14 protein-coding genes and 1 pseudogene are annotated in these 15,052 nt (G+C 65.0%); 6 read left to right on the top strand and 9 right to left on the bottom strand.

Annotated elements, in window-relative coordinates:
* Nucleotides 1-122 precede the first annotated feature (122 nt).
* The 4 genes from IVA78_RS24185 to IVA78_RS24170 all read left to right on the top strand — a co-directional run bounded on the left by IVA78_RS24185 (nucleotide 123) and on the right by IVA78_RS24170 (nucleotide 3,071).
* Entirely contained in the window at nucleotides 123-1,172 is a 1,050-nt protein-coding gene (locus IVA78_RS24185; protein ID WP_247279281.1) for a LysR family transcriptional regulator, read from the top strand.
* Nucleotides 1,173-1,198: 26 nt separating this feature from the next.
* A complete protein-coding gene (locus tag IVA78_RS24180; RefSeq protein ID WP_014497036.1) occupies nucleotides 1,199-1,570 on the top strand; it encodes a helix-turn-helix transcriptional regulator in 372 nt (123 codons plus the stop codon).
* A 296-nt stretch (nucleotides 1,571-1,866) separates the two neighbouring features.
* Complete coding sequence (locus IVA78_RS24175) at nucleotides 1,867-2,688, top strand: enoyl-CoA hydratase (RefSeq protein ID WP_247417473.1); 822 nt, start codon at nucleotides 1,867-1,869, stop codon at nucleotides 2,686-2,688.
* Nucleotides 2,689-2,792: 104 nt separating this feature from the next.
* Nucleotides 2,793-3,071 (top strand): hypothetical protein, encoded by a 279-nt coding sequence (locus IVA78_RS24170; protein ID WP_247279280.1) that lies wholly within the window; start codon nucleotides 2,793-2,795, stop codon nucleotides 3,069-3,071.
* 35 nt (nucleotides 3,072-3,106) lie between these two features.
* On the opposite strand, the gene IVA78_RS24165 is transcribed toward IVA78_RS24170, so the two are convergent.
* From IVA78_RS24165 to IVA78_RS24130, 8 genes are all read right to left on the bottom strand, one after another.
* Nucleotides 3,107-4,186 (bottom strand): isocitrate/isopropylmalate dehydrogenase family protein, encoded by a 1,080-nt coding sequence (locus tag IVA78_RS24165; protein ID WP_247279279.1) that lies wholly within the window; start codon nucleotides 4,184-4,186, stop codon nucleotides 3,107-3,109.
* 110 nt (nucleotides 4,187-4,296) lie between these two features.
* The gene (locus IVA78_RS24160; protein ID WP_247279278.1) at nucleotides 4,297-5,364 is read right to left on the bottom strand and encodes an alcohol dehydrogenase; all 1,068 of its coding nucleotides are present in this window, start codon (nucleotides 5,362-5,364) and stop codon (nucleotides 4,297-4,299) included.
* Nucleotides 5,365-5,446: 82 nt separating this feature from the next.
* Nucleotides 5,447-6,418 carry an oligopeptide/dipeptide ABC transporter ATP-binding protein gene (locus IVA78_RS24155; RefSeq protein WP_247279277.1) on the bottom strand — a complete coding sequence of 324 codons (972 nt, stop codon included), beginning with the start codon at nucleotides 6,416-6,418 and terminating at the stop codon, nucleotides 5,447-5,449.
* Nucleotides 6,415-7,407, bottom strand: coding sequence for an ABC transporter ATP-binding protein (locus IVA78_RS24150; protein WP_247279276.1), 993 nt, complete (start codon nucleotides 7,405-7,407; stop codon nucleotides 6,415-6,417). The genes IVA78_RS24155 and IVA78_RS24150 overlap by 4 nt, the downstream gene beginning before the upstream one ends.
* Nucleotides 7,404-8,276: an ABC transporter permease gene (locus tag IVA78_RS24145; protein ID WP_247279275.1), complete on the bottom strand. Its 873-nt coding sequence runs from the start codon at nucleotides 8,274-8,276 to the stop codon at nucleotides 7,404-7,406. The genes IVA78_RS24150 and IVA78_RS24145 overlap by 4 nt, the downstream gene beginning before the upstream one ends.
* Entirely contained in the window at nucleotides 8,263-9,213 is a 951-nt protein-coding gene (locus IVA78_RS24140) for an ABC transporter permease (protein ID WP_247279274.1), read from the bottom strand. The genes IVA78_RS24145 and IVA78_RS24140 overlap by 14 nt, the downstream gene beginning before the upstream one ends.
* Nucleotides 9,214-9,220: 7 nt before the next feature.
* Nucleotides 9,221-10,756, bottom strand: a complete 1,536-nt coding sequence (locus IVA78_RS24135; RefSeq protein WP_247279273.1) for an ABC transporter substrate-binding protein — start codon at nucleotides 10,754-10,756, stop codon at nucleotides 9,221-9,223.
* A gap of 132 nt (nucleotides 10,757-10,888) precedes the next feature.
* Entirely contained in the window at nucleotides 10,889-12,085 is a 1,197-nt protein-coding gene (locus IVA78_RS24130; protein WP_247279272.1) for a CaiB/BaiF CoA-transferase family protein, read from the bottom strand.
* Nucleotides 12,086-12,266: 181 nt separating this feature from the next.
* Between IVA78_RS24130 and glgA the strand changes: the two genes are divergently transcribed.
* The gene (gene glgA / locus IVA78_RS24125) at nucleotides 12,267-13,682 is read left to right on the top strand and encodes a glycogen synthase GlgA (RefSeq protein ID WP_247449696.1); all 1,416 of its coding nucleotides are present in this window, start codon (nucleotides 12,267-12,269) and stop codon (nucleotides 13,680-13,682) included.
* A gap of 124 nt (nucleotides 13,683-13,806) precedes the next feature.
* Here the strand turns inward: glgA and IVA78_RS24120 are convergent, their stop codons facing one another.
* A complete protein-coding gene (locus tag IVA78_RS24120) occupies nucleotides 13,807-14,754 on the bottom strand; it encodes an oxygenase MpaB family protein (RefSeq protein WP_247279270.1) in 948 nt (315 codons plus the stop codon).
* Nucleotides 14,755-14,878: 124 nt separating this feature from the next.
* On the opposite strand from IVA78_RS24120, the pseudogene IVA78_RS24115 reads away from it, so the two are divergent.
* Nucleotides 14,879-15,049 (top strand): annotated as a pseudogene (locus IVA78_RS24115) (MFS transporter); the annotation flags it as partial.
* Between the last annotated feature and the right edge of the window lie 3 nt (nucleotides 15,050-15,052).

The following is a 15,052-nucleotide window of genomic DNA, read 5'->3' as shown; positions in this document are numbered from 1 at the left end:
GGCAGCACTCAAATACCGCTCGCGCCGCAGTAAGGATGACGTTCAAAACTCATCACCCCGCAACCCGCCGTGGTTGTAGTTTGCGCCAGATTCTGCCAGTTTAGCAAACCGAAGGGAATTGTATGCACTCCTTGGCGGAAAGGGGCGTTCCGCTGGAAGAACGCCCAAAAACAAATATCAGCGGCCTCTCCGATTGGGACGCGGCCCGCATATTCCTGGAAGTCGTCCGATGTGGAAGTTTCCGCTCGGCGGCCGAACGCCTGTCGCTGTCGATCAACGCCGTCCGTCGCCGGATCGATGATTTCGAGCGTCAGACCGGCACCACCCTGTTCACCCGCGACGTCCACGGCACCCATCTGACCGACGAAGGTGCGACGGTGGTCTCCGCCGTCGAGCGCATGGAGGCGGCGGCCTTCGACGTGCTGCGGACCAGCGATTCGACGGCCAATGCCCTGTCCGGCGAAGTCCGCGTCGCCGTCACCGAGGGACTAGGGACGTTCTGGCTCGCACCGCGGCTGGTTGAATTCCAGCAAGCCTATCCGAAGATCCTGGTCGACCTGCATTGCGCGATGCGTTCGGCCGACGTCTCCCGCCACGAGGCCGACGTCGCCATCCATCTGTCGCGTCCCTCGGCCCTCGACGTCAAGCTGGTGCGGCTCGGCCGTATGCATCTGATGTTCTGGGCCTCGGAGAAATACATCGCAAAACATGGCGCGCCGCGCTCGGCAGCCGAATTGATCAAGCACCGCTTGGTGCTCCAATTCGCCGACCAGCTCGCCGCCAAGGAATCTTTCGAGAGTTTCTTCCCGGGCGTGTCGGAGCGTGACCTTCTGGTCATGAAGACCAACGTCTCGAGCGCTAACTACTGGGCGGTCGCGAATGGCGCCGGAATCGGCGTATTTCCGAGCTACGCCATTGCGCTTGGCGGGAAGTTGATTCCACTGGAGGTCGAGCTGAACCGACCGCTGGACATCTGGCTGTCCTACCATCCCGGTAGCGGCCGGATTCCGCGCGTGCGGCACATGATTGACTGGCTGATCGAGGCTTTCAATCCGGCTCGCTTCCCGTGGTTTAAGGAAGAGTTCGTGCATCCGCATGAATTCAACGACTCGTATATGGGCGAACCCCTGACCCAGCTCTTCGGGGGATTTTCAACCGAAGAACAACGGTGAGAAGTATGAAAACAGCGGCGAAGAGAATGAAGCAGCGCAGTGCCGGCAAGCCGGACATTGAGCTTGGCAAGCGGATCCGTCTGCGGCGCGTCGAGATGAAGATCTCGCAGGCCGAGCTCGGCGAGAAGCTTGGCGTCAGCTTCCAGCAGGTCCAGAAATACGAGAAGGGCGTCAATCGCGTCGGTGCGGCGCGGCTTCAGCAGATCGCCACCGCCCTCGACGTGCCTGTGACCTTCTTCTATGACGGCGACAACAAGGCGCGCGAAGTGGAGAGCCTGCTCTTCCTCGACAGCGCCTTCAGCCTCCGGCTGCTGCGCGCCTACAGCAAGATCAAGGACCAGACGGTGCAGCGTCAGCTCGTCTCGCTGATGGAATCGATCGCAGCGAACGAAGCCTGATTCGATCGACGCTCTGGCCTCAACGGCCGATGTTCAATCCGTCGCGTCACGGGGCGCGGCCGGATTGAACGAGCGGATTGGCTGTATCTGAGCCCGCGCGGGGTGCGCGCGGCCTTCTCGGGGCGGCATGACCGCTCCTTTTTCATGCAATTACTGCCACTCGCCCGCGGGTTTTGCTGCCCCCTCGCCGCGCCATGCGATCGCAGCACAGGCGGATGCAATACACCTCGCCCTACCCGGTTGACCGCGGCGGCGCCCGCGCCGCACATTGCCTCGCCAACGACAGCGAGCGCGCGATGTCCGACATGACCGACACGACAGAAACCGCTTACGCCGACCGCAAGATCCTCAAGCACACGACCGGCGGCGTCGGCGTGATCACCTTCAACAATCCCGACAAACGCAACGCGATGTCGCTGGAGATGTGGGAGGGATTTGGCGAGGCGCTGACCAGCCTGCGCGACGACGAGACCGTGCGCGTCGTGATCCTCCGCGGTGCCGGCGGCAAGGCGTTCGTGTCGGGCGCGGACATCAGCCAGTTCGAGAAGACGCGGCACAACGCGGCGGCGTCCGAGGAGTACGCCAAGCGCAGCGCCGCCCAGCGCGCGCTGCTCGCTGATTATCCCAAGCCGACCATCGCCTGCATCCAGGGTTTTTGCCTCGGCGGCGGCATGCAGGTCGCGATGCTTGCCGACATCCGCATCGCCTCGCACGACAGCCAGTTCGGCATTCCCGCGGCCAGGCTCGGCATCGCCTATGGCTATGAAGGCTTGCGGCACCTGGTGTCGCTGGTCGGCCCGTCCTGGGCGCGCCTGTTGATGTACACGGGCATGCGCATCGATTCCTCCGAGGCGCTGCGCATCGGCCTCGTCGAGCGCGTGATCCCCGACGATCAACTCTGGGGCGAGACCATGGGAATCGCGCAGACCATTTCCGAAAACGCGCCGCTCGCAATCAAGGCCGCCAAGATCACCATCGCGCAAGTTCTGAAGGACGAGAGCCAGCGCGACATGGACACGATCAAGACGATCGGTAACGCCTGCATGGACTCCCAGGATTTTCGTGAGGGCCGGCAGGCCTTCATGGAAAAGCGCAGGCCCAAGTTCCAGGGGCGCTGAAGCTGAACCGACGTTCAGGAAGATTAAATTCCTCGCGCTTTTCAATGCATCAGCAACCAGTTGATCTGTCGAAAGTTCTCCCGCCACCAATGAGGGAGATTGCGATGACACTCAAATTTGCTGTGCTTGGTCTGGCTGCCTTGGGCGGTGCGGCGCTCGCCTCGGGCCCCGCGCTCGCGGCAATGCCGAACGGCATTCCGCAGGCGGACAAGATTGCGAGCGGCCCGGCCGCTGAAGTCGAACAGGTGCGCTGGGTCTGTAACCCCTGGGGCCGCTGCTGGTGGCGTCCGAACTATTACCGCGCCTACGGTTTTTACGGCGGTCCGCGCTTCTACGGTCCGCGTCCGTGGGGCTGGCGTCACCACCACTGGCGCCGCTGGTGAACGACAAAGGGGCCCCAAGGGGGCCCTTTCTTTGGCTACAGCGCCGCGAGCACCGCTTTCGTAATGTCCGCCGTGCCGTTGCTGCCGCCGAACTCCATCGGCTTGATGCCGCCGGCATAGACCTGGTCCACCGCACGCTCGATCGTCTCGCCGGCCTCAGCCGCGCTCTCGATGCCGTGCTTGTCGGCGAGCCAGTCCAGCATCATCGCCGCCGACAGGATCATGCCGGTGGGATTGGCCTTGCCCTGCCCCATAATGTCGGGCGCGGTACCGTGGCAGGGCTGGAACACCGCGTACTTGTCGCCGATATCGGCCGACGGCGCCATGCCGAGGCCGCCGATCAGGCTCGCGGTGATGTCGGAGACGATGTCGCCGAACATGTTCTCCATCACCATCACGTCGAAATCCCAGGGACGCTTCACCAGCATCGCCGAGCAGGCATCGACATAGAGCCGGTCGGTCTTCACCTCCGGATGCGTCTTGGCGATCTCGTCGAAGATGCCGCGGAAGAAGGCAAAAGCCTTAAACACGTTCGCCTTGTCGACGCAGGTGAGTGCACCGGGCTTGCCGCGCGCCCTGCGCCGCTCGGCAAGGCGAAACGAAAACTCGAACAGTCGCTCGGACGTCTTGCGCGTGATCACCATGGTCTCGCGCGCGTCCTCATGGGTGACGATGCCCTTGCCCATCGAGGCGAACAGGCCTTCGGTCGACTCCCTGATCACGACGAGATCGATGCCGCGTTGCTCGGCGCCGACGATCGGGCTCGGCACGCCCGGAATGAGCCGCGCCGGACGCACGCCGGCATAGAGATCGAAGATGAAGCGCAGCTCGATCTGCGGCGCAATCTCGGTGTTGTCGGGGTAGCGCACCGACGGCAGCCCGCAGGCACCGAGCAGGATCGCGTCCGCCTCCTCGCACAGCTTGATCGTGGTGTCGGGCATCGACTTTCCGGTCGCGAGATAATTGTTGGCGCCGGCCGGGGCCTCCGTGAAGCGGAAGCTCAAATCCGATTTCTGCTCGATCCTGCGCAGCACCTCGATCGCCGGCGCCATGACTTCGGGTCCGATGCCGTCACCGGCCAGCACGGCAATGTGGAAGGCGTTATTTGCGGACATGGACGTTCCTGATCCAGGGATGTCATTCCGGGGCGGTCCGCAGGACCGAACCTGGAATCTCGAGGTTCCGGGTTCGATGCTTTGCATCGCCCCGGAACGACGATGTGAAACTACGGCGTCAGCACGGTGCGCCCGACCACCGCGCCCTGCTGCAATTGCACCAGCGCGTCGTTGGCCCTGGCGAGCGGCAGCGGCGTCACCGGGATCGGTGGCACTTTCTTCGTTCGCACCAGATCGAGCAATTCCTGCGTCTCGCGCAAATTGCCGACATAGCTGCCCTGGATCGTCACGGCCTTGATCGGAATCAGCGGCAGCGCCCAGGTCGCGCCGCCGCCGAACAGGCCGACGATGACGAGCTTGCCGCCCTTGGTCAGGCAGTCGAAGCCGAGCTGCGTCGTCGCGGCGTTGCCGACGAGGTCGATCACGGCGCGGATCGGACCGCCCGCCTTCTTGGCGAGTTGCTCCAGCGCATCCGACGCCTTGGGATCGACGGTCGCGAGCGCACCGGCCTTTTCCGCCGCCTCGCGCTTCTTCGCATCGATGTCGATCATGATCGCACCCTTGCCGTCCATCGCTTTCAAGAGCGACAGCGCCATCAGGCCAAGGCCGCCGGCGCCGAACATCACGATCGGCGTGTCGAAATGCTGCTCGACCTTCTTCAGCGCGCTGTAGGTGGTGACGCCCGAGCAGGCGTAGGGGGCGGTTGTCGCGGGATCGAGCCCCCGGAGATTGAGCAGATAGCGCGGATGCGGCACCAGCATGTGATCGGCATAACCGCCATCGCAATAGACGCCGAGCGAGCGCGGCGTCAGGCACATGTTCTCGTCGCCGCCGAGGCAGGTGGCGCATTTGCCGCAACCAATCCAGGGATAGACCAGGCCGACATCGCCGAGCTTGAGGTCGCCCTGGTCGGTCGGCTTCACGTCGGGACCGAACGCCAAAATTTCGCCGACCGTCTCGTGGCCCATCGTCAGCGGCAAATTGATGCCACGGTCCTTCAGCGACAGCGGCTTACGACCGTGACCGAGATCGTAGCCGCCCTCCCAGATGTGGAGGTCGCTGTGGCAGACGCCGGCCGCCTTGACCTTGATCAGAACCTGGGTACCCGACGGCTGCGGCGTGGGCTCGTCGACCTCCTGCAGCGGCGCCTTGAAATCGGCGACCTTGAAGCTCTTCATCGACATCCTCCCGGCATGTTCTTGTTGTCGCGCCACCATGCCATGGCCGACGCGACGAGACAAACCCCGAAGTCGTCTTAGTTTAGGCCCGCGGATGATGGCAAGCCGCGAACTGGCCGATTGCGACCTCGCGCAACTCCGGTATCTGCGCGCTGCATTGCTGATCGGCGCGCGGACAGCGGGTGCGGAAGCGGCAGCCGGACGGCGGCGCAATCGGCGATGGCGGCTCGCCGGTCGCCACACTCTCGGCGGGACGCACGTCCGGATCCGGCACCGGGATCGCCCGCAACAGCAGGTCCGTGTAGGGATGCGCAGGCCTTGCGAACAATTGCTCCGACGGCCCGACCTCGCAGAGCCGGCCGAGATACATCACCGCGACACGGTCGCTGACCGCTTTGACCACCGCGAGATCATGCGCGATGAACAGCAGCGTCAGGCCGAAGCGCGCTTTCATCTCCTCCAGCAGATTGAGAATCTGCGCGCGGATGGAGACGTCGAGCGCCGAGACGGGCTCGTCACAGACGATGAACTCAGGATTGAGCACCAGCGACCGCGCGATGCAGATGCGCTGGCACTGCCCGCCGGAGAATTCATGCGGCAAACGGCCCGCCACGATATCGGGATCGAGCCCGACCGCGACGAGCACCTCGTGAACGCGCCGCTTGCGCTCGGCAGCATCCTTGACGCCGGCGATGATCAGCGGCTCGGCGACGATGTCGCCGATACGCCGGCGCGGGTTGAGCGAGGCGATCGGATCCTGGAAGATCAGCTGCACGCGGCGGCGCATCTTGCGCAGCGCCTCGCCCTCCATCGCCGTCAGATCCTGGCCGTCGAACATCACGCGCCCGGACCTGGCGCGACGCAATTGCAGGACCGCACGCCCCAGCGTCGACTTGCCGCAGCCGGATTCACCGACCAGCCCCAGCGTCTCGCCGCGCGCGACCTCGAAGCTGACACCGGAGACGGCATGCACCGTCTTGTTGCCGAGACCATATTCGACGACGAGATTGTCGACGTTCAGCAGCGGCTCGGGGCGCACGGCAAGCTGCATCATGCGCCGATCCCCTCGGCCATCCGGATCGGATAGAAGCAGGCATAGAGATGCTCCGGCATCTCCGCGCCCTTCAGTTCGGGCTTGGCCTCGTGACAGCGCCCCGCGGCATAGCGGCAGCGCGGCGCAAAGGAGCAGCCACGCAGCGGCCGTGTCGGGTCCGGCGGACGGCCGGAGATCGCAGGCAGCAGCGTATGCGGCGCGGTGTCCAACTTCGGAATCGCCGCCAGCAGCGCCTCGGTGTAGGGCATATGCATGCGCTTGAACAGCGCCGACGTCGGTGCGCGCTCCACCACCCTGCCCGCATACATCACGGCGACCTCGTCGGCCCGGCCGGCGACCACGCCGAGATCATGGGTGATGATGATCATCGCCATGTGACGGCGGCGCTGCTCGCGCGCCAGGAGATCGAGAATCTGCGCCTGGATGGTCACGTCGAGTGCCGTGGTGGGCTCGTCCGCGATCAGCAGCTTCGGTTCGCAGGACAGCGCGATCGCGATCGCGATGCGCTGGCGCATGCCGCCGGAGCATTGATGCGGGTATTGCGCGAGCCGCTGCTCCGGTGCCGGAATGCCAACGGCCGCCAGCAGCTCAATGCTGCGCTTCCGTGCCGCCGCGGCATCCAGCTCGAGATGCTCCTGGATCGTCTCCATCAGCTGGGTGCCGATGGTGAGCACCGGATTGAGCGAGGTCATCGGATCCTGGAACACGACCGCCAGATCGCGCCCACGCAAGCGCCGCAGCCGTTCCGCATCGAGCCGCACCAGATCCTCGCCGTCGAATATCACCCGGCCGGTGAGCTTCGCCTTCTTCGGCAGCAGCTGGAGCACCGCGCGCGACAGCATGGTCTTGCCGCAGCCAGACTCACCGACGATGCCGAGCGTGCGGCCGGCCGCCAGCGACAGGTCGACGTGATCCACAGCACGCAGATTGCCGCGCGGTGTCGGCAGCTCGACCGCGACGTGCTCGATGCTCAGGAGCGGCGCGCTCACAATGCCCCCTGACGCGGGTCGGTCAGCGCCCGCAAGGTATCGCCGACAAGGTTGAAGGCCAGGACGGTCAGGAACAGCGCCGCCGCCGGCAGGAAGGCGAGCCGCGGCGCGATGTCGAGACTGTCGCGTCCTTCGCCGATCATGCTGCCCCAGCTCGCCATCGGCGGCGGCACGCCGAGACCGAGGAAGGACAGCGCGCCCTCGACCACGATGGTGACGGCGACACCGAGCAGGAAGAAGGCGAGCAGCGGCAGGATCACGTTCGGCAGCAGCTCGCGCAAGATGATGCGGGCATGGCTGGCGCCGAGCGCCTCTGCTGCAATCACGAATTCCCGCCGCGCCAGCGTCAGCGTTGCCGCGCGTGCCACCCGCATGAAGGCGGGAATGCCGAGCACGCCGAGGATCAAGGTGAGATTGGGGACGGATTGGCCGAGATAGGCGGTCACGGCCAGCGCGAAGATCAGCGGCGGAAAGGCCAGCAACACGTCCATGCTGCCGACCACCAGCATCTCGAACCGGCCGCGGAAATAGCCGGCGAGCAGGCCGAGCGCGCCGCCGAAAACGAGACTGATCATCGGCGCGATCAGCCCGACTGTCAGCGACACCCGCGCGCCAAAGATCAGGCGAGCGAACTCGTCGCGGCCGAGCCCGTCGGTGCCGAGCCAGTGCTCTCCGGAGAACGCCGCGCGGCGCTCCAGCATGTCCATGTCGGTCGGGTTCTGCAGCGGCAGCACCGGCGCGAGGATCGCGAGCGCAAGAACGATCGCGAGCCAGCCGCTCGCGAGCCAAAACAGCAGGCCGAACTTATGCCTGCCGCGAGCGGGCGCGGACGTCGCATCCCCCTGCATCGAGAGCTCAAGCGTGGCCATGGCGAATCCTGGGGTCGAGCACGGCGTAGAGCATGTCGACGATGAAGTTCACGAGCACGAAGCCGCAGGCGACCAGCAGCACCACGCCCTGGAGAATGACAAGATCGCGGGTATAGATCGCGCCGACCAGCAGCCGGCCGATGCCAGGCAGCGCAAAGATCGATTCCACGATCAGCGTGCCGCCGAGCAAGCGGCCGATATTGATCCCGGTCACCGTCACCAGCGTCAGCGACGACGGCTTGAGCGCATGCACGAACAGAATGCGCGCTGGCTTGAGGCCCTTGGCCTTGGCCAACGCGATATAGTCCTCCTGCAAGGTCGCGATCATGTCGGAGCGCAGCACGCGCATGATGCCCGGCCATTCCGCCAGCGCCAGCGTCAGCGCGGGCAGCACGAAGAAGCGCAGATTGGCCAGCGGCGCCTCCGTGAACGGCACATAGCCGGTCGCCGGCAGCCAGTGCAGCTCGACCGCGAACAGATAGATCAGGAGGATCGCGGTCAGGAAGGACGGCATCGACAGCATGGCAAAGGCGCTGCCGGTCATGAAGCGGTCGAAGGCGCCGCCGGCGCGCGCGGCACAGGCGATCGCGAGCGGCACGCCGATCAGGAGCCCGATGAACTCCGCCATCAGCATCAGCTGGAGCGAGACCGGGATGCGCTCGGCCACCGCCTGGAGCACCGTCTGTCCGGTGCGGAAGGAGCGGCCGAGATCGCCCTGCAACACATGACCGAGCCAGCTCAGGTAACGCCACCACAGCGGCTGGTCGAGCCCCATGTCACGGCGCAGCGCCGCAACGTTCTCCGGCGTCGCCTGGTCGCCGAGGATGACCAAAGCGAGATCGCCCGGCAGCAGCGATGCGATCAGGAAGGTCAGCAACGAGACGGCCAGCAGAACCGGCAGGATGGCAAGGAGCCGCCGAACGACGAAGTTCAGCATCGCGCTTTCATTCCAGCCAGGTGCTCGAGACGTCGATCACGCCGTTGTAGATTTTTGGAAAGCCTCTCAGTTTGGCGCTCGACAGCGCGTAATAGGTGTTCTGGAACGTCCAGAACCAGATCGCCTCCTTGTTGATCAGGCGGCTGATCGCGCAATAATCCTCTGTGCGCTGTGCCGGATCAGCGGTGACGCGGGCATGATCGAGCAGCCGGTCGAGCTCGGGATCTGAAAAGCCCGCGAGCGCGAGTGGGCTGCCGCTGCGGAAATTCGCATACATCTGCGGATCGGGATCGGCGAGATCGACGATGCGCCATGGCGTCAGCTGGAACTGGCGGGCGAAGGCGCGCGACGGAATGGTGGCCTGGTCGACCTGCTCAATCTCCATGTTGGCGCCGACGCGCTTCCAGAACTGCTGGAGCACCTGGCCGATCATGCGACCACGCGGCGTTGCGGTCACCAGCATCTTGAACTCGACCGGCTTGCCATAATCCTTGAGCAGCGCCTTGGCCTTCTCGACATCGAACGGCAGCGCACCGTCGTCCTTGCACTTGACCCAGGAGCCGTCGCCATAGGGATTGCTCGCGGGTCGGCTCAGGCCGTTGCTGATCGCCTGCGACATTTTTGGACGGTCGATCGCCATCACCAGCGCCTGCCGCACGCGGACGTCGTCGAACGGCGCGACCTTGGTGTTGAAGGCATAGACCTGCGCGCCCGAGCCCTTGTAGGTGTGCACGGTGAGCTTGGGATCCTTCTGCGCCCTCATGATGTTGTCGGCGTCGTTCTCGTCGTCCCAGATGATGTCGGCCTCGCCGGATTGCAGCGAGGCGAAGCGCGACTGCGCGTCCGGCAGCGGCTTTAGGATGATGCGGTCAAGATAGGGACGGCCCTTGTCCCAGTAATCGGGGTTCTTTTCCAGCACCATGCGGTCGCCCGCAGTCCAGGATTTCAGCATGTAGGGGCCGGTGCCGACGGGATTGCGATTATAGTCGTCGCCCTTGGTCTTCCAGGCCGTCGGCGAATGCACGACGTTGTTCTGGCTCTGGATGGTTATCGTCGCCGGCAGGTTCACGGCCGGATCGGTGAGATTATAGACGATGGTGTACTCGTCGGGCGCCAGCACCTCCTTGACGTTGGTGATGTAGAAGGCGCAGCGGCACTTGTTGGCGGGGTCCTTCTGCCGGTCGAAATTCTCCTTGAAAGCCTGCGCGTTGAACGGCGTGCCGTCATGGAATCTCACGCCCTGGCGCAGCTTGAAGGTCCAGCTCTTGTAATCATCGGAATGGGTCCAGGACACCGCCAGTTTTGGCGCGGCCTCCCCTTTCTCATCGAGCGTCGTCAGCGTGTCGAAGATTGCGGCGGCCGCGGTGAAGGTGGAGGTGTCGTAGACGCCGACCTTGAGCGGATCGAACCCTGCAATTTCCAACTCCTGTCCGACGGTGATGCTGCCGCCCGATTTCTGCGCTTGCGCAGGCGCGGCCAGAGCAAATGCCGCGACGAGGAAAATCGGCACGCGCTTGCGTGCGAGTGCAGCCGCCTTCGTCATGATTCCTCCCAGGATCCCTCGTCCGATGTTTCGGATCGTTGAATGACTCGGGAGCGAGATTGGCGACAAATGTCCGCCACGGCAAGAGGAACGCACGAGGGTTCGAGCGCCGCATGCCGCGGCGCGTTGCGTTCAGCGCGTCGCGGCCGTTTTGCCTGACGGAATTGGCGCATCGCTCGCAAGGCCGATCTCGGCGCGCAGCGCATCCGTGTGCTCGCCGAGCACGGCCATCGTCTCGGCTGGCGCGGTGTCCGCGCCCGACATCCGGAACGGCAAATTGAGCACCTGGAAGGAGCCGCCTTCATCCCGCACCTCGGACAGCGCCTGCCGTTGCGCGAGCTGCGGATCAGCCAGCGCTTCGGACACGGTGCGATAGGCCGAGGCGGGGACGCCGGCCGCGCCGAGCGCGGCAAGGCATGCATCGGTCGTGAGCTGCCGTGACCAGGCTTCGACGCCGTCCATCATCTCGGCCCAGTTCTCGCGGCGCGCGGCGTAGGTCGAAAAGCGCGGATCGGAAATCCATTGGGGGCGGCCGATCACCTCCATCAGACCCCGAAAGGTCTTCTCGCTGGCGATTGTGATCATGACGTAGCCGCTGGCCGTCTCCGTCGGCCCGAACATCGGGCGCGGCGGCGGCTTCACGGCGAATTGCGAACTCTGCAACTCGGTCAGCGTCAGCGACAGCATCGTTTCCAGCATGGAAACGTCGATATGCTGGCCAAGGCCCGTCACGGTGCGCTGATAGAGCGCGGACGCGATCGCGCCGAAGCCGTAGGTGCCAGTGACGACGTCGGCATGGTAGATGCCGCAATAGTCGGGACGGCTGCGGCCGGGCTGGTAGGCGAGATGCGCCATGTCGTAGCCCGAGGCCGCATGGATCACCGGCGCATAGGCCGGCAGTTCGGCCGAGGGCCCGGTCTGGCCGTAGCCGGAGATCGAGCAGTAGATCAGCCTTGGGTTGATCTGACGCATGCTGTCGTAGTCGAGCCGCAGCCGGCGCATCACCCCCGGGCGGAAGTTCTCGACGAGGATGTCTGATGTCGCGGCCAGCCGGCGCACCGCCTCCTTGCCGTCCTCGGATTTGAGGTCGAGCACCACGCTCTTCTTGCCGACATTGAGCTGGCCGAACGTGGTGCTGCAACCCTTGCGGAGCGGTGGTCGGGTCCGCATCGTCTCTCCGCCGTCGCTCTCGATTTTGATGACCTCAGCGCCCATATCGGCGAGCATCCGCGTGCAATGGGGACCGGCAATCGTGGTCGAAAAATCCAGGACCCGCAGGCCCGCAAAGGCCTTTGTCGTCTTCCCCTCATGCTTATCTGCTAGCTGCATCCGCGGAGCCCCATGGAACCTTCAGTGTTCTTTGTTGTTGATGCGCCGACCCTAGAGGGCGGCGGCTGAGTAGGAAAGTCTTTACCGAACGGTCAGGCCGCGTGGGCGGGGATTTGAGTGTGACGGCAACTGGACCCGTTCTTGCATAGAGGCAAGCGGGCTCGGCAGAGGGCAGCTGTTCTTGAGGGTCTTGTTCGTCACGACAGAGATGGACGACTTCGTCCGCGTCGGCGGACTTGGCGCCGTTTCCGCGGCCCTTCCTCGCGCCCTTCGCTCCTTTGCCGATATCCGGATCATGCTGCCCGGCTATCGCGACATCATCGAGCAACTCACGCACATTCAAATCGTTGGCCGCTGTCCGGCATTTGCGGAGATGCCGGCCTGCTCGCTCGGACGGGCCGCGACCAAGGATGGCCTGCCGGTCTACGTGCTGTTGTGCTCACAGCTCTACGACCGGCCCGGCAATCCCTATGGCGACGAATCCGGGCGCGACTGGCCCGACAATGACATCCGCTTCGCGCGCCTTGCCTCGGCCGCCGCTGAGCTGGCCATGGGCACGCTGGACAAGAATTGGGCAGCAGACCTGATCCATGCCAATGACTGGCAGGCCTCGCTCGTGCCGGCCTATCTCGCCTGGCGCGGCGCCAAGCTGCCGTCGATCCTGACCATCCACAATCTCGCCTATCAGGGTCTCTTCCCGAAGGACTCGCTGCGGCGGATCGGCGCTCCGGAGAGCTCGTTCCACATTGACGGCGTCGAATTCTACGACCAGGTCTCGTTCCTCAAGGCGGGGCTGGTCTATGCCTCTCACCTCACCACGGTCAGCGGTACCTATGCGCGCGAGATCACGACGGCCGAATACGGCTGCGGCCTCGAAGGCCTGCTTCGCGTCCGCTCCGACGCGGCCGAGCTCACCGGCATCCTCAACGGCATCGACGAGAGCTGGGACCCACGCTCCTGCGCACAGCTCGCCCAGCAATTCGGCGCGGGCGACTGGGTCGGCAAGAAAGCGAATGCGGACTACGTGCGCAAGCAGTTCGGGCTTGCGGTCTCACGCGGTCCCATGTTCGGCATCGTTGCCCGCCTTGTGCACCAGAAGGGCATCGACCTCGTGCTGTCGGCCGCCGACGAGATCGTCGATGCCGGCGGGCAGATCGTGGTCACCGGCTCCGGTGAGCCGGCGCTCGAGCAAGCCTTGATCGACGCGCACCGGCGCCGCCCCGACGCCATCGGGGTCGTGATCGGCTTCAACGACGCCCAGGCCCGCCGTATTTTCGCCGGCAGCGATTTCACCCTGATGCCCTCACGCTTCGAGCCATGCGGGCTCAGCCAGATGTACGCGCAGCGCTTCGGCTCGCTGCCGATCGGACACCAGACCGGCGGCCTTGCCGAAACCATCACTGACGGCGAGACCGGCTTCCTGTTCTCAAGACCCTCGCGTGAATCCTTCCTCGGCGGCGTCCGCCGCGCGTTCGAGGCGTTCATGGCGCAGGACCAGCTCGATACCATGCGTCGCAGCGCGATGGGACGATCGTTCTCCTGGAGCATCTCGGCCGGCAGCTACAGCGCGCTATACCGGAAGCTGGCGTCGGTGTGAGGCGACACTGTCATTCCAGGGCGCGCCTCTTGGCGCCAGCCCGGAATCCATCGTACCGCCGGAATGACGGAGGAATAACGGCACCCCGTGAACGGCACGACCGGACACACTTGGCTTTGAGACTCTACTTCCCCCGCACATCCATCTGCGGCCGCCCGATCCAGGCTCTGTTGAGGCATCGGGTCAGCCAGTCGGGCTGCGGCTCGCCGCGCAGCCGCGCCTGCGCCTCCTGATAGGGCCCGACATAGCGCAGCCTGTCGGGCAATCTCGGATAGACACGCCGTATCCATTTCAGCGCGTGATCGGCAGTTGTGATGTCCCGCTCATCGAGCTCAAATCCGAAGCCGGCTCGCAAGCGTTCCGGCAGCATCCTCGCCGTGAGCGCGCGATACCATCGCGGCGGCCGCAACCAGGGACGGGCGCCGCTGAAGATCTGCTCCGCGATCTCGCGCGCCGCCGGGCTGACGGTCAGCGTGTCCGACTGCGCCATCGCCTTGGTGTAGGCTGCAAAGCCCGACCAGTCCGCCGGCAGATCATCCCCCGTCAGTCCGAACAGGGCGCCGTACAGCCGGGCCTCGCTCCAATAGCGCTCGCGCTCCTCCGCCGAGAGTGGCGGCAGCACCAGATCATGCGCCATCAGCGCGGTCTCGACCAGCGTCGCATGGACCCAGCGGAGCGAGGGAATGTCGTTGGCGCAGTAGCGCGAGCCGGCCGCGAACGGACCGACGGTCTCGGGCATCTCGCCGACGATCATGCTGTGGCGCCGGTGCAACTGCCGCGACGACCGCAGCGCCCGGTCCAGCGAGCCGAACACCATGGTAAAGACGACGTCGAAAGTGCGATGGAAGCGGCCGATCGGATCGGCAAGAGTGCGCGAATGCTCGGCGATCGCCGCCGCGACCCATGGATGCGCCAGTTGCAGCAGCAGCGCACGGCCGGCGCCGAGGAAGATGACGGCTTCCCGGTCGATCTGCCAGGTCAGTGAGGCCGGACCGAACACGCCTGCGACCGGTCCCGCCGCGTTCGCGCGCAGCCTATCGAGCGACGCCTCCAGATCTTTTTCACCAACCAATTGCAAGCCTCGCGACGAAGACATGGCGACAATAGCCCGGACCGCGCGCCTGCGAAATCGCCATCGCGCAAAACAATGACGAACAAGGCTCTCAGTCCGCCGCAATCGGCAGTGCGTCCATATCGGCTTCGTCGGACAGGCGGCCTCCGACAACCGCGGCATCGCCGGCGGCACCTATCTTGCCTGCTATTTCTGTGGCGGACTGGTCGGCACGGCCGTGCTGGGGCGACTGTTCGACGCTTTCGGCTGGCACGCTTGCGTGGCCGGCGTGGGCGCTACGCCGGCAACGAATTGAGCA

The organism is Bradyrhizobium sp. 137, assembly GCF_023074095.1.
Taxonomy (GTDB): domain Bacteria; phylum Pseudomonadota; class Alphaproteobacteria; order Rhizobiales; family Xanthobacteraceae; genus Bradyrhizobium.
This window is presented reverse-complemented; position numbering and strand designations above follow the sequence as displayed.

Bases quoted from the DNA above. Each gene is read 5' to 3' on its own strand.
- IVA78_RS24135 (WP_247279273.1), bottom strand. From the start codon at position 10,756: ATGACGAAGGCGGCTGCACTCGCACGCAAGCGCGTGCCGATTTTCCTC.
- IVA78_RS24175 (WP_247417473.1), top strand. From the start codon at position 1,867: ATGTCCGACATGACCGACACGACAGAAACCGCTTACGCCGACCGCAAG.
- IVA78_RS24165 (WP_247279279.1), bottom strand. From the start codon at position 4,186: ATGTCCGCAAATAACGCCTTCCACATTGCCGTGCTGGCCGGTGACGGC.
- IVA78_RS24185 (WP_247279281.1), top strand. From the start codon at position 123: ATGCACTCCTTGGCGGAAAGGGGCGTTCCGCTGGAAGAACGCCCAAAA.
- IVA78_RS24130 (WP_247279272.1), bottom strand. From the start codon at position 12,085: ATGCAGCTAGCAGATAAGCATGAGGGGAAGACGACAAAGGCCTTTGCG.
- IVA78_RS24170 (WP_247279280.1), top strand. From the start codon at position 2,793: ATGACACTCAAATTTGCTGTGCTTGGTCTGGCTGCCTTGGGCGGTGCG.
- IVA78_RS24155 (WP_247279277.1), bottom strand. From the start codon at position 6,418: ATGATGCAGCTTGCCGTGCGCCCCGAGCCGCTGCTGAACGTCGACAAT.
- IVA78_RS24180 (WP_014497036.1), top strand. From the start codon at position 1,199: ATGAAGCAGCGCAGTGCCGGCAAGCCGGACATTGAGCTTGGCAAGCGG.
- IVA78_RS24145 (WP_247279275.1), bottom strand. From the start codon at position 8,276: ATGGCCACGCTTGAGCTCTCGATGCAGGGGGATGCGACGTCCGCGCCC.
- IVA78_RS24160 (WP_247279278.1), bottom strand. From the start codon at position 5,364: ATGAAGAGCTTCAAGGTCGCCGATTTCAAGGCGCCGCTGCAGGAGGTC.
- IVA78_RS24140 (WP_247279274.1), bottom strand. From the start codon at position 9,213: ATGCTGAACTTCGTCGTTCGGCGGCTCCTTGCCATCCTGCCGGTTCTG.